The sequence below is a fragment of the Nocardia sp. NPDC058499 genome (genome assembly GCF_042719915.1).
Taxonomy (GTDB): Bacteria; Actinomycetota; Actinomycetes; order Mycobacteriales; family Mycobacteriaceae; genus Nocardia.
Genome location: NZ_JBHXMZ010000004.1, coordinates 288837 through 306890, shown reverse-complemented (window position 1 = coordinate 306890; position 18054 = coordinate 288837). Strand labels below are relative to the sequence as shown.

18 protein-coding genes are annotated in these 18054 nt (G+C 66.6%); 10 read left to right on the top strand and 8 right to left on the bottom strand.

What is annotated here, in order from left to right:
* Window positions 1-42 precede the first annotated feature (42 nt).
* Window positions 43-423: a VOC family protein gene (locus ACFWPH_RS15080; RefSeq protein WP_378751272.1), complete on the bottom strand. Its 381-nt coding sequence runs from the start codon at window positions 421-423 to the stop codon at window positions 43-45.
* A 167-nt stretch (window positions 424-590) separates the two neighbouring features.
* Here ACFWPH_RS15080 and ACFWPH_RS15075 point away from each other — a divergent pair, with 167 nt between their 5' ends.
* Window positions 591-1445, top strand: a complete 855-nt coding sequence (locus tag ACFWPH_RS15075; RefSeq protein WP_378751270.1) for a patatin-like phospholipase family protein — start codon at window positions 591-593, stop codon at window positions 1443-1445.
* 130 nt (window positions 1446-1575) lie between these two features.
* Here ACFWPH_RS15075 and ACFWPH_RS15070 read toward each other — a convergent pair whose 3' ends face one another.
* The gene (locus ACFWPH_RS15070) at window positions 1576-2847 is read right to left on the bottom strand and encodes a helix-turn-helix domain-containing protein (protein ID WP_378751268.1); all 1272 of its coding nucleotides are present in this window, start codon (window positions 2845-2847) and stop codon (window positions 1576-1578) included.
* A 356-nt stretch (window positions 2848-3203) separates the two neighbouring features.
* Between ACFWPH_RS15070 and ACFWPH_RS15065 the strand changes: the two genes are divergently transcribed.
* The 4 genes from ACFWPH_RS15065 (at window position 3204) to ACFWPH_RS15050 (ending at window position 5847) form a co-directional block, all read left to right on the top strand.
* Entirely contained in the window at window positions 3204-3854 is a 651-nt protein-coding gene (locus tag ACFWPH_RS15065) for an SRPBCC family protein (RefSeq protein ID WP_378751762.1), read from the top strand.
* Window positions 3854-4255, top strand: a complete 402-nt coding sequence (locus tag ACFWPH_RS15060) for an ArsR/SmtB family transcription factor (protein WP_378751266.1) — start codon at window positions 3854-3856, stop codon at window positions 4253-4255. The genes ACFWPH_RS15065 and ACFWPH_RS15060 overlap by 1 nt, the downstream gene beginning before the upstream one ends.
* 243 nt (window positions 4256-4498) lie before the next feature.
* The gene (locus ACFWPH_RS15055) at window positions 4499-5212 is read left to right on the top strand and encodes a polysaccharide deacetylase family protein (RefSeq protein WP_378751264.1); all 714 of its coding nucleotides are present in this window, start codon (window positions 4499-4501) and stop codon (window positions 5210-5212) included.
* Between the two features lie 89 nt (window positions 5213-5301).
* Entirely contained in the window at window positions 5302-5847 is a 546-nt protein-coding gene (locus ACFWPH_RS15050; RefSeq protein ID WP_378751760.1) for a carboxymuconolactone decarboxylase family protein, read from the top strand.
* 395 nt (window positions 5848-6242) lie between these two features.
* Here the strand turns inward: ACFWPH_RS15050 and lpdA are convergent, their stop codons facing one another.
* Entirely contained in the window at window positions 6243-7646 is a 1404-nt protein-coding gene (gene lpdA, locus ACFWPH_RS15045) for a dihydrolipoyl dehydrogenase (protein WP_378751262.1), read from the bottom strand.
* A gap of 55 nt (window positions 7647-7701) precedes the next feature.
* Entirely contained in the window at window positions 7702-8388 is a 687-nt protein-coding gene (locus ACFWPH_RS15040; RefSeq protein ID WP_378751260.1) for a ZIP family metal transporter, read from the bottom strand.
* A gap of 245 nt (window positions 8389-8633) precedes the next feature.
* Between ACFWPH_RS15040 and ACFWPH_RS15035 the strand changes: the two genes are divergently transcribed.
* Both ACFWPH_RS15035 and ACFWPH_RS15030 read left to right on the top strand, forming a co-directional pair.
* Window positions 8634-9266, top strand: a complete 633-nt coding sequence (locus ACFWPH_RS15035; RefSeq protein ID WP_378751258.1) for a TetR/AcrR family transcriptional regulator — start codon at window positions 8634-8636, stop codon at window positions 9264-9266.
* A gap of 40 nt (window positions 9267-9306) precedes the next feature.
* Window positions 9307-10167: an alpha/beta fold hydrolase gene (locus tag ACFWPH_RS15030; RefSeq protein WP_378751257.1), complete on the top strand. Its 861-nt coding sequence runs from the start codon at window positions 9307-9309 to the stop codon at window positions 10165-10167.
* A gap of 5 nt (window positions 10168-10172) precedes the next feature.
* Here the strand turns inward: ACFWPH_RS15030 and ACFWPH_RS15025 are convergent, their stop codons facing one another.
* The gene (locus ACFWPH_RS15025) at window positions 10173-12245 is read right to left on the bottom strand and encodes a prolyl oligopeptidase family protein (protein ID WP_378751256.1); all 2073 of its coding nucleotides are present in this window, start codon (window positions 12243-12245) and stop codon (window positions 10173-10175) included.
* Between the two features lie 182 nt (window positions 12246-12427).
* Window positions 12428-12892: a MarR family winged helix-turn-helix transcriptional regulator gene (locus ACFWPH_RS15020; RefSeq protein WP_378751255.1), complete on the bottom strand. Its 465-nt coding sequence runs from the start codon at window positions 12890-12892 to the stop codon at window positions 12428-12430.
* Window positions 12893-13014: 122 nt separating this feature from the next.
* Here ACFWPH_RS15020 and ACFWPH_RS15015 point away from each other — a divergent pair, with 122 nt between their 5' ends.
* Window positions 13015-14013, top strand: coding sequence for an SMP-30/gluconolactonase/LRE family protein (locus ACFWPH_RS15015; RefSeq protein ID WP_378751253.1), 999 nt, complete (start codon window positions 13015-13017; stop codon window positions 14011-14013).
* A 36-nt stretch (window positions 14014-14049) separates the two neighbouring features.
* Here ACFWPH_RS15015 and ACFWPH_RS15010 read toward each other — a convergent pair whose 3' ends face one another.
* Entirely contained in the window at window positions 14050-14406 is a 357-nt protein-coding gene (locus ACFWPH_RS15010) for a winged helix-turn-helix transcriptional regulator (protein ID WP_378751251.1), read from the bottom strand.
* A gap of 146 nt (window positions 14407-14552) precedes the next feature.
* Here ACFWPH_RS15010 and ACFWPH_RS15005 point away from each other — a divergent pair, with 146 nt between their 5' ends.
* Complete coding sequence (locus ACFWPH_RS15005) at window positions 14553-15443, top strand: NAD(P)-dependent oxidoreductase (RefSeq protein WP_378751249.1); 891 nt, start codon at window positions 14553-14555, stop codon at window positions 15441-15443.
* Between the two features lie 66 nt (window positions 15444-15509).
* Here the strand turns inward: ACFWPH_RS15005 and ACFWPH_RS15000 are convergent, their stop codons facing one another.
* Complete coding sequence (locus ACFWPH_RS15000) at window positions 15510-15794, bottom strand: hypothetical protein (protein ID WP_378751247.1); 285 nt, start codon at window positions 15792-15794, stop codon at window positions 15510-15512.
* A gap of 122 nt (window positions 15795-15916) precedes the next feature.
* Between ACFWPH_RS15000 and ACFWPH_RS14995 the strand changes: the two genes are divergently transcribed.
* A complete protein-coding gene (locus ACFWPH_RS14995; RefSeq protein ID WP_378751245.1) occupies window positions 15917-18007 on the top strand; it encodes an ATP-binding protein in 2091 nt (696 codons plus the stop codon).
* The last annotated feature ends 47 nt before the right edge of the window (window positions 18008-18054 follow it).

Genomic DNA, 18054 nt, shown 5'->3' with positions numbered 1-18054 from the left:
TAATCAGTGGCCGATATTCCGGGATATCCGGCCGGTCGGGGATCAGTCGACCCACTGCACCAACTGGTAGACGATGCCGTTCGGATCCGTTGTCTGGAAATAGCGTTCACCCCATTCCTCGGTCTCGATCGGCGTGACGATCGGTGCGCCCGCCGCCTGTAGACGCGCGTATTCGGTATCGATATCGGCCACCACGAACGCCACGAGCAGACCGTCGCCCGCGGCCCCCGCGATACGGGCCGGTTTGAACGTGGACAGCCCGGTGCGCAGGTAGATGAGGTTCACGCCGGCATCGGGATGGGACAGGGAGACGAATCCGTCGGCCGACATCTGCTCGGTGAACCCGAAATACGCGGAGACGAAACCCGCCGAGGCGGCCGGATCGGCGACGTTGAGTGAAATGGCGGTTCCGGTTGTGCGCATGCGGCCTCCACGTGCTCGAAAACTACGTACATCGTACGTAGTTATTTCTACCTGACGGACCCGCGCGTTACACCGTGATCTGCTTCACATGACCGGGGCCGGGCGTGCCGCGTTTCCGCGGGCCACCGAACCGAGCATGCGGTTCGAGTTTTGGCTAACCTGCTGCCATGCCCGACGCCGTATCGCACCGAGAAACCACCATCGCCCTGGTATTGGGAGGCGGTGGACCCGTCGGAATAACCTGGCTGGCCGGCCTCGCCCATGGATTACGGGCGGCCGGAATAGATTTGGCGCGTGCCGATCGCATCATCGGCACCTCGGCCGGAGCGGTGGTGGGCTCGGCCATCGCCGCCGGCACGGATCTCTCCAGCCTGCTCACCCCACGCCCAGACTCGGCCGAACCGCCCGCAGCGGCACCCGCGCACGACTACGGCGTACTGCTCGAGATCACCACTCTGCTGCGCGCCGTCGATCAAGACCGCGACCTCGCCCTGCAGCGCGTGGGCGAACTGGCGCTGGGCGCGGATACCGGCGATCCCGCCGAACACCTGAAACGGATCGGCGCACTGGTGGATTTCGCCGATTGGCCCGACCACGATCTGCTGGTCACCTCCATCGATATCGGTTCGGGTGCGCTCACCGCCTGGACCCGCGACGATGCCGCCACCCTCGTGCAGGCGCTGGCCGCCAGCACCGCGGTCCCGGGTGTTTTTCCGCCGATCGAGATCGCCGGACGCCACTACATCGACGGCGGGGTGCGCTCCACCATCAACGCCGACCTCGCCGCCGGTTACGACGCGGTGGTGATCCTCGAACCACTCGCGCACCTGTACCCCCGGGCCCGGGCCGATCGGAACGTCGGTGCCGTCCGCGAGGTCACGATCGCGCCGGACGAGATCGCGGTCGCCGCCTTCGGTCCCGACCTTTTCGGCGCGGCCGCACTGGTCCCGTCCTACGAATCCGGGCTGCGCCAAGCTGCCGCGGCCGCCACGGAGCTGCGGGACTTCTGGCCGGGCGCCTGAGCCCGGTACGGCATACGAGTCGCGCCGGCCGCGGATTCCGCAAACCCGGCCATCCGGCGTCCCGAACGATCCGCCCCGGAGTCCACATCGCTGTCGGCGGCCGTGCCGATCGGAGTTGCCGGATACGCCCTCACAGCGTCCGCGGGCCGCGAGCCGCCCGCATTGCGGTACGAGCGCTCTCCCTACCGGCTTCCGCCGGATGCACGGGCGGCGCATCCACACCGATACGCCGCGCGAACTCGCCGAGCCCGGGGGTGCGGTGATCCATGCTGAGCAGATCCACAATCGTCGACCGCACCGACCGCTGCCGGGCGAGATACTCCGGGGCGAGCGCCTCCGCGTCGAGGAGCAGGGCCAGCGCACGGTCCGGCCGGCGCCGCTGCGCCCACGCTCGAGCGGTATCGACCAGCAGCCGGGCGCGGGGGAAATCCGGAAGGCGGTCCGTATTGATCTGGGCCGCAAGCCGGATCGCGGTCCCCGCATCACCGAGTTCCACCGCGGCGGCGACCTCGTGCAGAGCGACGGCGGCCGGGCCGAATTCGATCCGGTACTCCTCCCGGTCGGCCCCGACGGCGCTCGCCGCCTTGTGGGCGCTGTCCAGCAACTCGCGAACGCGCTCGGCGTCCTCCATCCGGGCAGCGATCAGCGCGGACTGCAGTGTCAACGCACCGTAGACGACCAGCGCTTGCGATGCCGGTTGGTTCAGCAGTACTTCCAGGGCGGCCCGCGCACTATCGGCTGTCTGCCGGGCGAGGTCGAGACGCTGCCCACGCTGGAAAACAATGGTGCGCCGGAATGCGCAGGCCGCCATGAGCACCGGATCCGCGCGACGCTGCGCCACCCGCATCGCGCGTTCGGCGGCGGCCCAGGCGGCGTCGAACTGCTGCAATTCGGCCAATGCGACCGCCCACACCTGGCAGGTTTCGGCCAGGAGTTCGTCGGCCCGACCGGGATCCCGAGTCGCGGTAGCAGTTTCGAGTTGCGGCAGCAGATCTTCGAGCAACGTATACAGTTCGGCGTAGCGCGCCCGGCGTGCGCAGGTCCAGACCTCGTCGACCTGTTCGGCAAGCCGGTCGAGATCGGGCCGCACCTCCGGCTCTGCCACGGCCGCTGCGAGGACATGGTCGGTGACCAGCAGCAGACGCAGGGCCCGGGTATGCGCCGGAACCGGTTCCACCCGGGCAGTGGGCGCGCTCGGCGCCAGCTCCGCCACCGGCATATCCAGGACGTCGGCGATCCGCTGCAGCACATCGAGTGCCTTGACGGGCCGCACCCCGCGTTCCACCTGTGACACCCATGCCTCGGACCGTTTGATCAGCGGCGCGAAATCACGTTGGGACAATCCTTTTCGGGCCCGGTAATAAGCAATCCGGCGCCCGATCCCGGATTCGTGATCAGTCATCAGTGGGATGCGCCTTTCGCTGCGACCGGATGCAGTTCTCCGACCCTGGGCCGATAGTAGGGCCCGCACCACGGCCGGGTACCGATCGGCGATACCGATTTACCGCATAGGGACGGTGGGGAATGCGGTTTTTCCGGACCGGACCCACAGGGACGCGTTTTTTCCGTACAGCAACCCGGGATTACGGAGAAATTCGGGCACGCGAAACGGCCCATTCCGCATCGGCCCGGCCGGAGACATCACGCGACCGATCGGCGCAGCGGCCTCGACCGGGACACGAGACGAGGTGCCGGTAGCGCGCTCGAACCCACTCGACTAATATAAGTAGCAACTTATCAAAGGAGGACAACGTGGCCATGCTCATCGATCCCGTCACCGTCGCCGGACTCGTGACCCGGGAAGTCCGCACCGGCGAACGCCGAGGTACGCCGACCAGGATCGCCGTCGCCCGGCGCACCTACGGCACGGGCCCGGACGATCTCTGGAATGCGCTCACCGATATCGGCCGGATACCGCGCTGGTTCCTGCCCATCAGCGGGGACCTGTCCGTAGGCGGCAGATATCAGCTCGAGGGAAATGCCGGCGGTACCGTCGAAGAATGCGAGCCGCCGAAACGGTTCGCCGTCACCTGGGAAATGGGCCCGATGATCTCCTGGCTGGAAATCCGGCTCGATCCGGCCGCCGAGGGAACCACTTTGGAATTGCTGCACGAAGCGCCGGTGGATCCGGATATGTGGACACAATTCGGCCCCGGAGCGGTGGGCGTGGGCTGGGATCTGGGCCTCATGGGGCTGGGCCTGCACCTGGACACCGGCGCGGGCGTCGACCAGGATGCCGCCCTGGAGTTCCCGGCCACTCCCGAGGGCAAAACGTTCGTGCGCACCGCGGCCACCGCATGGGCCGAAGCGGCGATAGCCGACGGCGACGACCCCGCCCTCGCCCGGCCGGCCGCCGAGGCGACACTGGCGTTCTACACCACCGTCCCGGAGGAAGATCAGCAGTCCTGATGTCGAGTCCTGTTCCGCCCGCCGTATTCGAGGCACTCGCCGACCCGGTCCGGCGCACCATCCTGGCTCTGGTAGCCGCCGGTGAACAGCCGGCCGGTGCGCTCGTGGCCGGGGTCCGCGCGCATACCCCGATCTCCCAGCCCGCCGTCTCGCAGCATCTCAAAGTGCTCCGCGCGGCCGGGCTGCTGCGGGTACGACCGGCGGGAACCCAGCGGATCTACACGCTGGACCCGGACGGTATCGCCGCGGCCCGGGATTGGCTGGCCGCCCTGCTCGATCCGATGGCGCCGTTCGCACAGCCGCTCGACGCGCTCGCCACCGAAGTCGCGCGCGGTAAACGCGAGCGCCGCCGGCAGCACCCCGGCACCGGCCGACCGGACCGCGATACCCGGTCCGCTTGAGCCACCGGCCCGGCCCGGCCTGGCGCGCACCTGGTGACGCGGCGGCCGGTAACCGAACCTGCCGAATGGGTTTCTTCTTCACCGGCCACAGCAGCTGGCGGGCCTTGTCCAGGTTGCCGGCTGTTCAGCGGCCGCGGTGCACGTCAGACGGCGCCGGCGAGGGGACGCCGGCGCGTGCACGACCACCCGGGATGTCCGGCTTTCCGAGTGGTTCGCGCGCAACACTCCTGGTATATAGCTTGGATGCGGCGGTGGATGATCTGGGCGGCACTCGGTCTGGTGACGGTACTGGTGGTGCTCGCCGGCGGATACTTCCTGATGAATTCCCGCACCTACCAGCTGGCCGGACGGCTGGTGGACCGGGTGGAGACGGACGAGAAAGTAGTCGCGCTGACCCTGGACGACGGCCCCAGCGAACACGCCGGTGCAGTACTCGATCTGCTCGCCGCCGCCGATATACCCGCAACCTTCTACCTCAACGGCCGCGATCTGGCCGCTCGCCCCGAACTGGGCCGGGCGATCGCCGCAGCCGGTCACGAGATCGGCAACCACACCTACAACCACCGCCGCATGGTGCTGGTCTCGTCCGGAACGGTCGCCGACGAGGTGGAACGCACCGATACCGAGATCCGCAAGACGGGCTATCAGGGCGACATCACGTTCCGTCCGCCGTACGGCAAGAAATTGTGGGCGCTGCCGAATTACCTGTCCGACCACGACCGCACCACAGTCACCTGGGATGTGGAACCGGAAGCCGGGAACAGCTCCGCCGCCGCGATCGTGGCCTCGACCCTCGACCAGGTTCGGCCCGGATCGATAATCCTGCTGCACACCATGTTCGGCAGCGGTGCCGCGTCGCGGGCGGCGATCGGCCCGATCGTCGAGAAACTGCGGGCCGACGGCTACCGGTTCGTCACGGTTTCGGAGTTGATCGGCGCCGGTTCCGGCAAGCCGTGACCCTTCGAGACAGGTAGGTTCGCAGGCAACCGCACGCTGCCGGAATCCGGTAGCGGCAGATAACGACTTCCACCGAAAGGGGCAGAATGATGGTTTCGGCGTCGCCACCCCGGATCGCCCCCGGCCGCCTGCGCGAGCTGGGACCGATCAACTGGGCCGCCTGGCAGGTACTGTCCCGCGCCTCGGGCACCTCGGACGCGCAACTGTTCAGTACCCTCGGCCGCACCGGCCGCCTGTTCCGCGGCTGGCTGCATTTCTCGGGAATGCTGATGCCCGCCGGCCGTTTGCGCCGCCACGACAGCGAACTGGTGATCCTGCGCGTCGCCCACCTACGCGACTGCGCCTACGAAACCGACCACCACATCCGCCTCGGCCGCCGCGCCGGAGTCACCCCGGAAATCCTGGACCGGATCCGCCAGGGCGCGGGCGCGGACGGCTGGACCGATAAACACCGAGCCCTCCTGACCGCAGTAGACCAACTGGTGCAGACTCGCGATATCGACGACTCCACCTGGAACCACCTGGCCACCTACTACGACGATAAACGCCTGATCGAAATCGTCCTGCTGGTCAACCAGTACGAGGGCCTCGCCGCCACCATCCAGACACTCCGCGTCCCCCGCGACGAATTCTGAGCCGGCCGCTCACCGCCAGGGAGCGTGACCGGTGCGGCCGGTCAGGCCCGCCGCCGCGCACACCACTTGTTCGTGCCGGGCCAACGATCCGGCCGTCCGCACCGAGCAAGGACGGCTTATAGAGGCTGGTGAACGCCGCAAACTGCCGGGCCGACATCCTTTTGAACAATCTGTCCGGCTCCACGGTCCACCTGACATTCGTTACCGGGCTTCACCACCGCTTGCCGACTGAGCCTGCGGGCACGAGGTACCTCGTGCCCGCAATCGAACTGAACCTCGTCGTCTGCCGATGGGCGAGACGATCAGTCCAGAGAGCGCCCTCTGCCCGAAAACGCATAAGGCCCGGAGCGGTGGATTCCACTCCGGGCCTTCTGGCCGAATCGACCGGAATACGATCAGAAGTTGATCATATGGCCGGCCAGGCCGTGAATGGCCTCCTGCAACGCCTCGCTCAGCGTCGGGTGCGTATGCACGTTGCGGGCCAGTTCGTTCACCGTGAGGTCCCACTTCTGGGCCAGGGTGAGTTCCGGCAGCAGTTCGGAGACGTCCGGGCCGATCAGATGCCCGCCGATCAGCTCGCCGTACTTGTTGTCCGAGATCAGCTTGACGAAACCGGTGGCGTCACCCAGGCCGTGCGCCTTGCCGTTGGCGGTGAACGGGAAGGTCGCGACCTTCACGTCGTAGCCCTCGTCGCGCGCCTGCTGTTCGGTGAGCCCGAAGCTGGCGACCTGCGGCTGGCAGAAGGTGGCGCGCGGCATCATCCGGTAATCGCCCAGGGTGAGGGTTTCCGCGCCGCCGATGGTCTCGGCCGCGACCACACCTTGGGCTTCCGCGACATGCGCGAGCTGCAGCTTGGCGGTGACGTCGCCGATGGCGTAGATATGCCCCACATTGGTGCGCATATTGTCGTCGATGGCGATGGCGCCACGCTCGGTGAGCGCGACCCCGGTGTTCTCCAGCCCGTAGCCCTCGACGCGGGGCGCGAACCCGACGGCCTGCAGCACCTTGTCGACCGTAACCGTCTCCACCTGGCCGGACTTGTTGTCCTTGATCGCCACGGTGACCTTCGAACCGTCGTCGTCGATCGACTGCACGGCGGCACCGGTGGAGATGGTGATCCCCAGCTTCTTGTACGCCTTGGTGATCTCCTTGGACACATCGGCGTCCTCGTTGGGCAGCGCGCGGTCCAGGAATTCCACGATCCGCACGTCCACGCCGTAGTTGCGCAGCACGTAGCCGAACTCCATCCCGATGGCACCGGCGCCGACGATCAGGATCGAACCGGGCAGGTCACGGGTGAGGATCTGCTCCTCATAGGTGACGACATTGCGGCTCAGCGAGGTACCCGGCAGCAGTTTGGTCTCGGTGCCGGTGGCGATGATGACATTGTCGAAGGTGATCGACTCCGTACCGCCCTTGCTGAGTTCCACCGCGATGGTGTTGGGATCGGTGAACGAGCCCTTACCGTCGTATTCGGTGATCTTGTTCTTTTTCATCAGGAAGTGGACGCCCTTGACCCGGCCGTCCGCGACCTTACGGCTCCGATCGAACGCCGCCCCGAAATCGAACGACGCCTCCCCCGTGATACCGAAGGTTTTCGCTTCCTTGGTGAAGATATGAGCCAGCTCCGCATTGCGCAGCAGCGCCTTGGACGGGATGCAGCCCACGTTCAGGCATACGCCACCCCAGTATTTCTGCTCGACGATCGCTGTTCGCAGGCCGAGTTGAGCGGCGCGGATCGCGGCGACGTAACCGCCGGGACCAGCACCGAGAACGACGACATCGTAGTGGGAAGTCACGGTGTCGAGCCTAACTCTCTCCCCGTGGCCGGGCCCACCCCACCCGTGCCGGGTTTCAGCCCAGGAGGAAAGCGACCAGAAAACCCGCCGCGGTCGCGATACCGACCCACCAGCCGCCCTCGCGATAGGCCTCCGGCATGAGGGAATCGGCGAGGACGGCGACCGTGGCGCCACCGGCGAAGGCCTGGATGGCACTGATCGGGGTCGCACCGAGATGTTCGGCGAGCATATGCCCGGCCACGGTGACCACGACCAGCGCGACCCCCGTCGAAACCCACAGACCGAACGCCTTGCGGGTGGAGACATCGCGTTCCCGGCGCAGCAGCGCGGATCCGCCGATCGCCTCGGGCACGTTGCCGACCGCGATGGCCACCAGCAGCGCCAGCCCGCCACCGGACCCGAGCGTGACCCCGAGTGCCGTGTTCTCGGGAACACCGTCGAGGACGGTTCCGAGCATGAGGGCCCAGCCGACGGCCGCGCCGCCGCCCTTTCGTTCGAGGAATCGGTTGGCCACCACGTAGACGGCGGCACCCAGGAACAGTGCGGCGCCGGCGGTGACGGCGCCGGCCTGGAGGAAGGCGGGTTCGAACAATTCGTTGGAGACCGCGGCGATCATGGTGCCCGCACCGAAGGCCATCAACGAAGCGAGCAATGGTTTGGGCAATGTGGTGCGCAGCCCGATGGCCGCACCGATCACCAATGGAATTGCCGTACCGAGTCCGTACAGGAGTGCGGTTCCCATAGGGTTGACACTATGTGTTTCCCGGTAATTACCTCGACTCCACGCGGCTACCGAGAATTATTCTATTATTTCCCTCTAAAATGCGGCATCCGGACCTCGACCCGGTAATGTCCGGTTTGGCGGTTTTACCGGCGACCATGCCTGCGAGCAGCCAACTTTCGGCAAACCCGCGGGCTCCGGCCGGTGCGCTGCGAAAGGCCCGATCGATGACGAGGGGATCGGGCTTTTCGGTATTGTTCTGCGCGATGTCACAGGAAGCGAATTCGGGACGAAGGTATGCCGGCCAGCCCGTAGAAGATCGGCAACGCGAGCGACGCGCACGTTTTCTCGAATCCGGCCTGACGGTTTTTGCCCGCGACGGGTACGCCAATAGCTCGGTCGGTGCGATTTGCAAAGACGCGGGGTTGTCCTCGCGTCAGTTCTACGAGGAGTTCACCGGCCGCGAATCCTTACTTCTCGAACTCTTCACCCTCATCGACCGCGAATCCCGGTCGGCAGTGCTGGCATCGCTGGACCACAGCGCCGAACAGAGCGCGATCCAGCGGATCGATGCGGCCGTCCGGGCGTACGTACATTCCCTCGGGTCCGATATGCGGCGGGCCAGGGTGGTCCTGGTCGAGGTCGTCGGCGCGGGCGCCAAAGTCGAGAAGATACGCACCGAATCGCGCCGCGCCTGGAGTGCCGTCCTCGCCGGCGCCGCCGAGGACGCCGCGCTGCACGGCGAGATCCCGACCGGCGACTACGACCTGCGCATGCTCGCCATCATCGGCGCCGTGAACTACGTGATCGAGGAGTGGAGCGGAAACGAACCCCAGCGACCGTTGGACGAGGTCATCCGCGTGCTGAGCCGCATCATCATCGGCGCCATCCGCGCGTGACGCGCCGCCACGACCGCGCGCGTCCACTAGCGTTGACGCCGTGGAAACCGTTGCCATCCAGATGCCGGACGGTAGCACCGTCCCGGTGCGGCTGATCCCCGCCACCGGACCGCACCGGCATCCGATCACCCTCGACCGGCCGCGCCCCGTGCTCGTGCTGATCCCCGGGCTCGGCGTGCCCGGGGAGTACTACCTGTACTTCGCCCGGGAACTCGCGCGCCGCGGCGTGGATGTGGCGGTCGGCGAACTCCGCGGCAACGGTGCCAGCACACCGAAACCGAGCGCTACCAGTTCCTACGGCTACCACGAACTGGCCGCGGTCGATTTCCCGGCGATCTTCGAAGCGGTGCGCACCCGGTTCCCGGACAGCACCCCGTACCTGCTCGGCCACAGTATGGGCGGGCATCTCTCGGTGCTGTACGCGGCGCGGGTCCGAGGACGGCTCGGCGGGCTGATCCTCATCGCCTCCGGCACCCCGTACTACCGCGGATTCCGCGGCATCCTGGGCCCGGGATTGCTGCTCGGCACCGCCGCCGTCTCGCTCACCGCGAACCTCGCCGGTGTCTGGCCCGGCGACAAACTCGGCCCGAACGGGTTCGGCCGCCAATCCAAGGTCCTGATCTCGGATTGGGCGCGGCTGGCCCGCACCGGCCGGTTCACGCCGGCCGGTGCCGATATCGACTACGAGGAACGAATCTCCCGGCTGAAACTCCCGGTACTGTCGATCACCCTCGCCGGCGACGAACTGACGCCGCCGGCCTCGGCCCGCCACCTGCTGGAAAAGCTTCCCGCCGCTGACAAGACCAGCCGGCACGAACCCCGGAAGCTCGGCCACAACGGCTGGATCTCCGACCCGGCCCCGGTGGTGGACAGCATCGAGAAATGGCTGCACGACCGCTGAAGCGGCTATTTCGAGGTACGGCCCTCGATCAGCATCTGGGTGAAGAATTCGTAGATGAGCGCCGCCTGGAACGCCGATTGCTTGTTGTCCGCGGCACCGCCGTGCCCGCCCTCGATGTTCTCGTGATACCAGACGCGATGCCCCTGCTCTTCGAGCAGCGCCGCCATTTTCCGCGCATGCCCGGGATGGACCCGGTCGTCACGGGTGGAGGTGGTGAGCAGAATCGGCGGATACGTCGCGCCCGCACCGTTTTCCATCGCCTTCTGATACGGCGAATAGCGGCTGATGTACTCCCATTCCTCCGGTATATCGGGGTCACCGTATTCCGCGACCCACGACGCCCCGGCCAGCAGCAGGTGATACCGGCGCATATCGAGTAGCGGAACCTGGCAGACGAGGGCGCCGAACAATTCCGGATACCGGGTGAGCATCACACCCATCAGCAAACCGCCGTTACTGCCGCCCACCGCGCCCAATTGCGGTGCGGTGGTGATCCCCCGCTCCACCAGATCCCGCGCGATCGACGAGAAATCCTCGTAGACCTTGTGCCGGTTCGCTTTCTGTACCGAGGTATGCCATTCGGGCCCGTATTCGCCGCCACCGCGGATATTCGTCATCACCCACGTGCCGCCCTGTTCCAGCCAGCCCATACCGGATGCCCCGCTGTATCCGGGGGTGCGGGAAACCTCGAATCCGCCGTAGCCGGACATCACCGTCGGGGCGGGCCGGCCGCGATTATCGCGATGCCGGATCACGAAGTACGGGATCATGGTGCCGTCGTCGGAGCGGGCGAAGAACTGTTCGGTTTCGATCCCGGTCGCGTCGAAGAAGGCGGGCGCCTGTTTCAACTCGGTCGCCGGTGCGCCCACCACACCCGACAGCAACGTTGTCGGCGTGGTGAAACCACTGGTCATCAGCATGAAATCGTCGCCGCCTTCGAGCGGGTCGAGATTCATGACGCTCGTGGTGGCCATGGCCGGGGTATCGGCGAGGGGCTCACTGCGCCAACCGCCGTCGCCCGGAGTGAGGACATACAGTTTGGTCTGCACATCTTCCAAGGTCACCAGCAGCAGATGGTTCTCGGTCCAGCCGTAACCGTGCAGCGCGGTATGCGCATCGGGTTCGAACAGCACGTCGAAATCGCGTTCGCCGGAAAGGAAACGGTCGAAATTCGTCACGATCAGTGATCCGGCTACGTACGTGCGCCCACCGGTCTCCCACGGCGATTTCAACCGCACCAGCAGCCACTCCTTGTACCAGGATTCGTCCGCGTCGGAAGGGGTTTCGAGGCGGACCCGGGAACCGTCGGCCTGCAGCAGGTAGACGTCCTCGTTGTAGAAATCGGTCGCCTGCCCGACATAGTGGCGCTCGTAACCGGGCGTGCGATCGTAACCGGCACTGATCGCAACATCCGTCGCCGCGCCCTCGAAAACCGTTTCCGCGGTTTCGAGTGCGGTACCGCGGTGCCAGCGTTTCGCGATCCGCGGATAGCCGGAATCGGTGAGCGAGCCGGGCCCGAAATCCGTACCCACATACACGGTGTCGATATCGATCCAGCTCAGCCGGGATTTCGCCTCGGGCAGGAAGAATCCGCCGGCCTCGGGCGCGACGAATTCCCGTGTCCCGAGATCGAATTCGCGCACGACCTTGGCATCGGCGCCGCCCCGGGAAAGACTTATCAGGGCGCGGGATTGCTCCGGCCGCAACACCCCCGCCCCGCCCCATACCCAGTTCTCGTCCTCGGCCGCGGCGACCGCATCGAGATCGATGAGGACATCCCACTCCGGCTCGGTTTTCCGGTACTCGGCGAAAGTGGTCCGTCGCCACAACCCTCGCGGATGCTGTGCATCACGCCAGAAGTTGTACAACCATTCCCCGCGCCGGCCCGGAAACGGAATTTTGGCATCGGTATCGAGCATGTCCAGGATCCGCCGCTGTAACAGGTCGAAGCGGTCATCGGCGGCGAACCGCTGCATCACCACTTCGTTGTTCGCCCGGGCGAAATCCAGCGACCGCTCGCCGGCGACCTCTTCGAGCCACAAATAGGGGTCGGCTGCGCTGTCCGGTGCATCGCTCATCCGACCATTCTGGCCCAGCAGGACAGGAGGGTGCGCTGCCGGTCGGCGCCCGACCCCGGCGCGCGGCCGGCGGGCAGACGTCCAGTTCGCTCGATCTGCATGCCGGGCCGGCAGGCTGTGGCCGGTGCGCGCCGATGTCGTCACCGGTTATCCCTGCCGCCGCGGTCCGGATGGGCGCAGGTTCAGGTTCGGAAGCGGGCAGGTACTTCTGCGCGGGCAGTGTCGAACAGGTCGGCGCAGCGGCTGAGCAACCGGAACAACGTTTCCCGTTCGGAATCGGTGAACCCCTCGCCGACGGACCGCTCCACGGCAATCGCGCGCGCATCGGCATCGTGCATCACCGATTCGCCTTTCTCGGTGAGCCGGGTTTCCAGCACATTCCGGTGCCAGGGGTGCGGGGTGCGTTCGATCAGCCCGCGATCGACGAGGTTGGTGAGCACGGTGTTCATGGTGGGCGGCGTCACCCCGCAGAGCCGGGCCAGCGCCGCGGCGGAAATCCCCGGGTTCTCGGTGAGGAACAACAGCGCCGCGTACTGCGCCTCGGTGACCCCCGCCGGCTTCAGCACGGCGAGTTTGGCCGCGGTGCGGGCTTGTTCCGCGCGTTTCACGTACGAACCGATGCGCTCGCCGGCGGGCATGGAGGTCATGCAGGCATGGTATCCAGCCCCTTCAAGATTAGACCCTTGACGTTCATTAGAGCTCTAATCTATATTCGTATTCAAATTAGAATTTGCCCTCTATCGCATAGCAACGGAAGGCCGGAAACCCGATGCTCGATCCACAGAAATTCCGCTGGTCAACCACACTTCTGGCGGCTGCCGCGGGCCTTACTCTCACCGGTTGCGGCGATACAGCCCCGGCCGCATCGCCACCCCGAGTCGAGACGGCCTTCGCACTTCCGGGCGACCGGGTCTACCCGGAAGGCATCGCCCTGGACGAACGGACCGGCGATATCTACGTCGGCTCCTTTGCCGACGGCACCATCTACCGAGCCACCCCCGGCACCCCACGCGCCGAGGTCTTCCTGCCCGCGGGCACCGACGGCCGCCGGACGGCCAACGGGTTACGCGTGGACCCCGCCGGCCGGCTCTGGGTGATCGACTCCACCACCGGCGTCACCGTCTACGACCTCACCGCACGCACCCTGCTGGCCCGCTTCGACGTCACCGGCCCGGCAGACCGATTCCTCAACGACATCGCCCTCACTCCCGACGGCACGGCCTATCTCACCGACAGCCGCCGCTCAATCGTCTACCGGATCACCGCCGACGCCCTCACCCATGCCATGAGCACCGGCGGCCACGGCGAACTCACCGAATCCTTCGACCTGACCCCCTCCCTGGAACCCCACGATCCAGGCGCCTACACCCTCAACGGCATAGTCGCCGACCCCACCGGGTCCTACCTGCTCACAGTCGACTCCACCGGCGGCGACCTCTACCGAATCGACCTCACCACCACCACAATCAGCAAAGTAGCCCTCGACGGCGGCGACCTCACTCTCGGTGACGGCCTCGACCTCCACGCCGGTACCCTCCGGGTCGCCCACAACACCGAGAACACCCTCACCCGCTGGGAGTTGTCGCCCGACGGCACCACCGCAACTCGCACCGGCCGCCACCACGACGACACCCTCGCCACCCCGACCACCCTGGTCCGCGGACCGGAGACGACCCTGGTCGTCGCCTCGCAATTCGACAAAGGCGGCCCGCTCGGGCCGGGCAGCCCCACCACCCCGTTCCGGGTATCGGCGGTATCCGGATTCTGACAACCCCGCGCAGACGCGACCCCGCCGAGCCGGCGATCAGGTGGGGACGTGCACCCGCTCGGCGTCGATCCGGGCGATACGGTCGACACCCCAGCGGCCGAGCGGTTCCAGCGCGGCGTTGAGCGCGGTCCCGTCGGCGGTCAGCGAGTACTCGACCCGCGGCGGCACCTCCCGGTACACCTCGCGGTGCACAATCCCGTCCTCGGCCAGCTCCCGCAATTGCTGGATGAGCATCTTCTCGGAGACCCCGGGCAGCCCGCGTTTGAGTTCACCGAACCGCCGGACGCCTTTCTCGTGCAACTCCCACAGAATCAGCGATTTCCATTTGCCACCGACAACGTCCATCGCGGCGTCGATACCGCAGAAGTACGGACCGCATCGCTTATCGCTCATTCGTTCGACCTCACTACCTGCATACATACTATTTGGTAAGTACCGGACCATAAAGTAGGTACTTGCCGGAGCAACAGTACCCGGGGGACGCTCGGTGCACGCACAAACGACGTGCCGAACCAGTGCTCGAAAAGGAGTAACCCCCGATGGGACAACCCGCACCGACCCCTGTCACCGTGCTCGGACTCGGCGCGATGGGCAGCGCCCTCGCAGCCGCTTTCGTGAAGGCCGGACACCCCACAACCGTCTGGAACCGAACCCCCGGCAAGGACGCCGAACTGATAGCGGCCGGCGCGCTCGGCACCGATTCGGTCGAAACAGCCGTCGCCGCCGGAGAACTGGTCATCGCCTGCCTGTTCGACCACGCATCGGTCCACGAAACCCTCGACCCGGTGACCGGAATACTGGCCGGCCGTGACCTGGTGAACCTCACCAGCACCGAACCCGCCGGCGCCCGGGAGCTCGCCGATTGGGCTGCCCGACAGAGGATTCCGTTCCTGGACGGTGGCATCATGGCCACGCCGCCCATGATCGGACAACCGGGTTCCGCATTGCTGTACAGCGGCGCGGCAGAGGTTTTCGACCGGCATCGGAAGGTTCTCGAACTACTGGGCTCCGCGGAGTATTTCGGCGCCGAACCGGGAAAGGCCTCACTCGTCGATTTCGCACTGCTGTCCGGGATGTATGTAATGTTCTCCGGCTATTACCACGGCGCCGCGATGGTGCGTTCGGCCGGAATGTCCGCAACCGAATTCGGCCGCCGCGCCGAAGCATGGATGGGCGCCGTTCTCTCGACCTTGACCGCCGCGGGCGAGCAGATCGACAGCGGCGACTACTCGGTGCCGTTCCAGAGCCTGAACTTCACCAAAGCCGCCGTCGACACTATCGTTTCCGCCAGCCGCGACGCCGGCGTGGACCTCGACATCATCGGCCCGGTGAAAAACCTCATCGACCGGCAGGTCGCCGCCGGATACGGCCACGAAAGCTCCGAGCGAATGTTCGAGAGCCTGCACCCACCGGTCCGACCCGCAGGGTAGCGTCCAGGAACAGGGTCCGGGTGGGCACGCCGCGGGTGGACTCGGATAGAACTGCGAGAGTATGCGCTACTCGGTGGTGTAGTACACCGTCATCGAACGGTCCACATCGCCATCATCAATCGGCGGGTTGAAGACCACGGTCTCGATCGTCGCATCACTGAGGCAGCCGACAGTTTCGTCGGCGAACTTCTTCAGAAGGTCAGCTGTCCCGGCCCGGCCGGTACCTGCCGGATGAGCCTGCGAAGCGTGGTAGACGACTTTCGAGCCCGCCGGAACCGGGCCGGCCCCCTCGACGTCGTTGTCGTAGTACACATCAATTATCGGCCTGAATTCCGCGTTATCGGTGAGCACCGTATGGAATGTCATGTTCGAGATCGTGCACTCGCTGGACGGTGCATCGCGTCTCAGTCGTCGAGCAGTTCGGAGCGCATGAGCACCAAATTCTCCGCGTCGCGGCGGTAAAGTAGGTACGTATGGCAGCGGAGCGCAGCCTGGGGGAACTTCTCGCCGAGCGACGGCGGCATCGTTTCGTGGGCCGGACGGCGGAACTGGCGTTGGCGCGAGAGACGCTCGAATGCGATGAACCGTTGCTTTCGGTGCTGTACCTGCACGGGCCGGGTGGGATCGGCAAATCCAGCCTGCTCGATATCATCGCCGAATCGGCGGCCGCGACCGGCGCCACCATCGTCCGAATCGACGGCCGGGAGCTCACTCCGACTCCCGCTGACCTTCTCGACGCGCTCGCCGCCTCGGTGGATGTGGCCGGTACCGGCCGCATCACCGCACCGAACCGGCTCGTCCTGCTCATCGACACCTATGAGCGAATGGCCCCGCTCGATGGCTGGCTGCGCCGCCGATTACTGCCTCGGCTACCCGCGACCGCATTCGTCGTGATCGCGGGCCGGCCGCCGCCGGACCCCGCGTGGCGCGCGGAGACGGGGCTCGGTGGGCTGCTCCGGGTGGTGGCGCTGCGGAATCTGAGCCCGGCCGAGTCGCGCGAGTACTTGCTGGTGAACCAGGTGGATCCGGAACATCACGGCCGGATCGTGGACGTCAGCCACGGGCATCCCCTCGGGCTCGCCCTGCTCACCGACCTCTGCGCGCACGGCACCGGCCCGCTGGAGGATCCGCTCCCACCTGATCTGGTGGCGATGCTGCTGCACCGCTTTGTCGACGTAGTGCCGTCCGAGCGGCATCGGCAGGCACTCGAGGTGTGCGCGCTGGCCCGGGTGACCACCGAGTCATTGCTGCGGGATGCGCTCGGCCTCGCCGACGCGCACGAACTGTTCGCCTGGCTGCGTGACCTCTCATTCGTGTACCCGGGCGGCGACGGCCTGTATCCGCACGAGTTGGCCCGCGACGCCTTGGACGCCGACTTGCGCTGGCGCGATATCGACGGTTATCAGCGAATATTCCACGGAGTGTGGACGCATATCCGGCAGGCGCTGCGCAGCACCTCCGGCAGGGCCCAGCAGCGCGCCATCTTCGATCTCAAGTACGTATTCCGGAATCTTCCGGGTGTACTCTCGCCGGTCGACTGGGAATCCTGGGGCGGCGCCTATCCCGAACCTGCCGTAACTGCCGACCGCGCGACCGTGGTTGCCCTGGTAGCGGCCGCGGAGGGAGACGAGTCGGCCGCCATCGCGGCGCACTGGTTCGACCGGCAACCCGGCGGCTTCCACGTGTTGCGCGAGCACGACGGCGAGGTACGTGGTTTCCTCGCCCTGCTCGAACTCACTCGGGCCGATCCCGGTGATATCGCCGCCGACCCGGGAGCGCGAGCGGCATGGGCCTTCGCCACCCGAGACGCCCGGTTGCGGGACGGGGATGTGGTGACGCAAACGAGGTTCGTCATCGACCGCACGGCATATCAGGCCCCCTCACCCACCCTCAACGCCACACCGATTCTCACTATGCAGCGATACCTGTGCACACCCGATCTGGCCTGGGATTTTCTCGCTCTCGCCGAGCCCGACCAGTGGGACGCCTACTTCGCTGCCGCGGATCTGCCCCGCGCGACCGGCGCCGACTTCACGGTGGGGGGACGCCGATACGGCCTGTTCGCGCACGATTTCCGGCGGATACCGGTGGACAGCTGGCTCGAATTCGTCACCGAACGCGCACTGGCACGCGATTCCACTCCGGTAGCGCGACCCGCCGAGCCGGAACTGCTCGTCCTCTCGCAGGCCGAATTCGCCCTGGCGGCCAAACAGGCGCTGCACGATCTACGCGCGCCCGCTGCCCTGGCGCGGAATCCGTTGCTCCGCACGCGGTTACTGCATGAGTACGCGCACGGCGAACCGGATGCGGGTGCGTTGGAGCGATTGCTCCGCGATGCGGTGGTCGCCCTGGGTGAGGAGCCGCGGGGTGACAAATCGCTGCGCGCTGTCGACCGAACCTATCTACGCCCCGCCGCGACCCAGGAATCGGCGGCCGCGCTGCTCGGCCTGCCGTTCAGCACGTATCGCCGTCATCTGGGCCACGGAACCACCTGGCTGACCGCATGGTTGTGGGAGCGCGACGTACACGGGTTCTCAGGCGGCGGACGCACTGAACAAAAATGAGCAGCTTTCGGCCTGGCGACTGAGTAGTCGCCGGGGACACACTCCTC